This is a genomic window from Mesorhizobium sp. P2_A12 (genome assembly GCF_056405075.1).
Genome location: NZ_JBFUCU010000068.1, coordinates 1 through 2,261, shown reverse-complemented (window position 1 = coordinate 2,261; position 2,261 = coordinate 1). Strand labels below are relative to the sequence as shown.

Annotated in this window: 1 protein-coding gene and 1 pseudogene; one reads left to right on the top strand and one right to left on the bottom strand. The window is 60.7% G+C overall.

Annotated features, from left to right (window positions below; genetic code table 11):
* Nucleotides 1-261 precede the first annotated feature (261 nt).
* Nucleotides 262-447: a hypothetical protein gene (locus tag AC1DZU_RS35470; RefSeq protein ID WP_477292101.1), complete on the top strand. Its 186-nt coding sequence runs from the start codon at nucleotides 262-264 to the stop codon at nucleotides 445-447.
* Nucleotides 448-1,221: 774 nt separating this feature from the next.
* Here the strand turns inward: AC1DZU_RS35470 and AC1DZU_RS35465 are convergent.
* Nucleotides 1,222-2,112, bottom strand: a pseudogene (locus AC1DZU_RS35465) (adenylate/guanylate cyclase domain-containing protein); the annotation flags it as partial.
* Nucleotides 2,113-2,261 lie beyond the last annotated feature (149 nt).

Here is a 2,261-nt window from a genome sequence, read left to right as displayed (position 1 = left end):
AAGGTGATTGCGATTTGGCGTACCATTTTTGTACTCCCTTGATCGCATTAGAACGTGGGGCTTTGAGCTTCTGTTCCCCTGAAGGTTCACGCACCAGGTACGCTCCCGGACTTCGGCGGCGTAGGACAGCGGCCGGTGGAAACGCGCTGGTAAGGCTCTGCGAGGCAAGCCTGCCCTCAAAGGCCGCATGTTCAATTGTGTGACTTTCCGTCCCAACCGCCATACAATTCCCTTTGGGGCCGGGCGAAGGTACGATCGAACATGGCCTTTACTGTCATCTGGTATGGAAGACAGGGCATCGTCGACAAGGAAATGTTCGACGCTGAGAAATCGGCAAAGGATCACGCAATCTCCATGTTTCAGACCCGGAAGGGCGACGATGGAATCGTGTCCGTTGAAATTCGCAAGGAAAACGGCACGGTCGTTTTTACTCATGCGGAGAACTAGAGAAAGTGCTCGCCAACGGCTCGAAGCGTAGGGACCAGTTTTGGTTGAGCTACTGCTGGCGCCCGGGCGCCGAGGGGAGTTGACCTGGAATGTCGGCGGCCGTCCTTCCAGTTCGATCGGAATTTCCACGGACGAAGGCAGCCTTGAGTTGACCTACCACCGTCGAGGACCAACCCCGGAGCCGCGGCGCGTGCAAGGTCATCGCACTGGATTGCACGGAACAACATTTCGGCGGTGCGCGACGGCTGATTTGCCAGTCATGCAACCGTAGATGCGCAGTGCTTTACGACGGCGACGGCTTCCGATGCCGTGTGTGTTTGGATCTCAGCTATCGCTCCCAGAGCGATGACCCTCGCTTTCGATGTCTCTCCAGATCTCGGAAATTGCGCCAGCGCCTTGGAGCATCCACAAACACCCCGCTCCAACTTCTAGACAAGCCGACGGGAATGCACTGGCGGACATATAATCGGCTCTACGAAAAGGCAGTAGCACAGGAGCAGGCGACACTGCGTGCTTTCGCGGGGGTGGCGGGCAGGCTGCTCCCCGTGAGTCGTAAAGGCGGCAGGACCAGCGCCCGCCGGTGATGTATTCGTCGTAACCTGGTGGACGAGTAGTAACCGGTTCAAGATGTTGCATCTTAGGCCAAGGCGTCGTTGCGTATGTGCCGTGGCTGCTTTGCGCCTCTTGTCGGCCGTTGAGGGCACCTTTGCCACCACCTGAAAGCTGACATTGCCGGCGACGAGGCTTACGGTCGCGGTCGAACAGCCGCAAAGATCAGTCGAGGCTGATCCGCGTTCCTATGGCGCCGTTGAGCAGCCGCTTAAGATGGAAGCTAGCGAGCTGGTCGTCCGGACATTTGCCGATCTGCGCGGCGAAAGCCGTAAGCGCGTTTGCATCGCCGGCCTCCAATCTGCCGAAGGCTTCGAGATAGCTCGCCGTCGAAGGATCATTATACTGCTTTGACGACAAAGGCTCGAACGCGCGCAGCGCCTCGGCCCTGCCGCGCAGCATCAGATCACCGACCGGCCGTCCACGGAAGCCGTCGACCCTTGCAGCCGCGCTCCCGCTGACGCAGATACGCGTTCCCAGCTGCTTGTTGGCGCTTTCCAGCCGCGCGGCGATATTGATGGTGTCGCCATAGGCCGTGTAGTCGAAGAAGCGGCCTCCGCCGAAATTTCCGACCAGCGCCGGACCTGCATGGACGCCGATGCGGGTCGTACCGACCGTGACGCCCTTGTCGCGCCAGCTATCGCGGAACGATTGCGACAGCGCGTCGAGCTCGAGCGCGCAGGCAACCGCCCGCGCCGCATGGTCCTGCTGCTCGCCAGGCGCGCCGAACAGCACATGGAGCGCGTCGTCGACGATCTTGGCGACGGTGCCTTCATGCGCGAACACGACGTCAGTCATGCCGGCCAAATAGTCGTTGAGGAGCGCGCCTAGCGTTGCAGGGTCGATCGTTTCCACCAGCGTGGTGAAGCTGGCAATGTCGGTGAACAGGGAGGCGACCTCGCGCCACTGCCCGGCTAGCTCCAACCCGTCGACGTCGCCGGCCAGCCGTTCGGCCAGATTGGGCGAGAAGTAGCGCGACAGCGATGCATGCGCACGCTCCGCGACCGCTTGCCGCCGATGCGCCTCGTGCAGCACCTCGCGATGCTTCAAGGTCTTGCAACGAGTTCGGCAAGAGCCGGCTTTCTTTTGGCGCGATCAAGTTCGAGCCCGGCATCTATGGCGATTACACGCTAAGCAACGGCATGGTGATCAGCCCCTATGCGCGGGGCGAATTGCAGCAGCGTTTCGGCTACAAGAACACGACC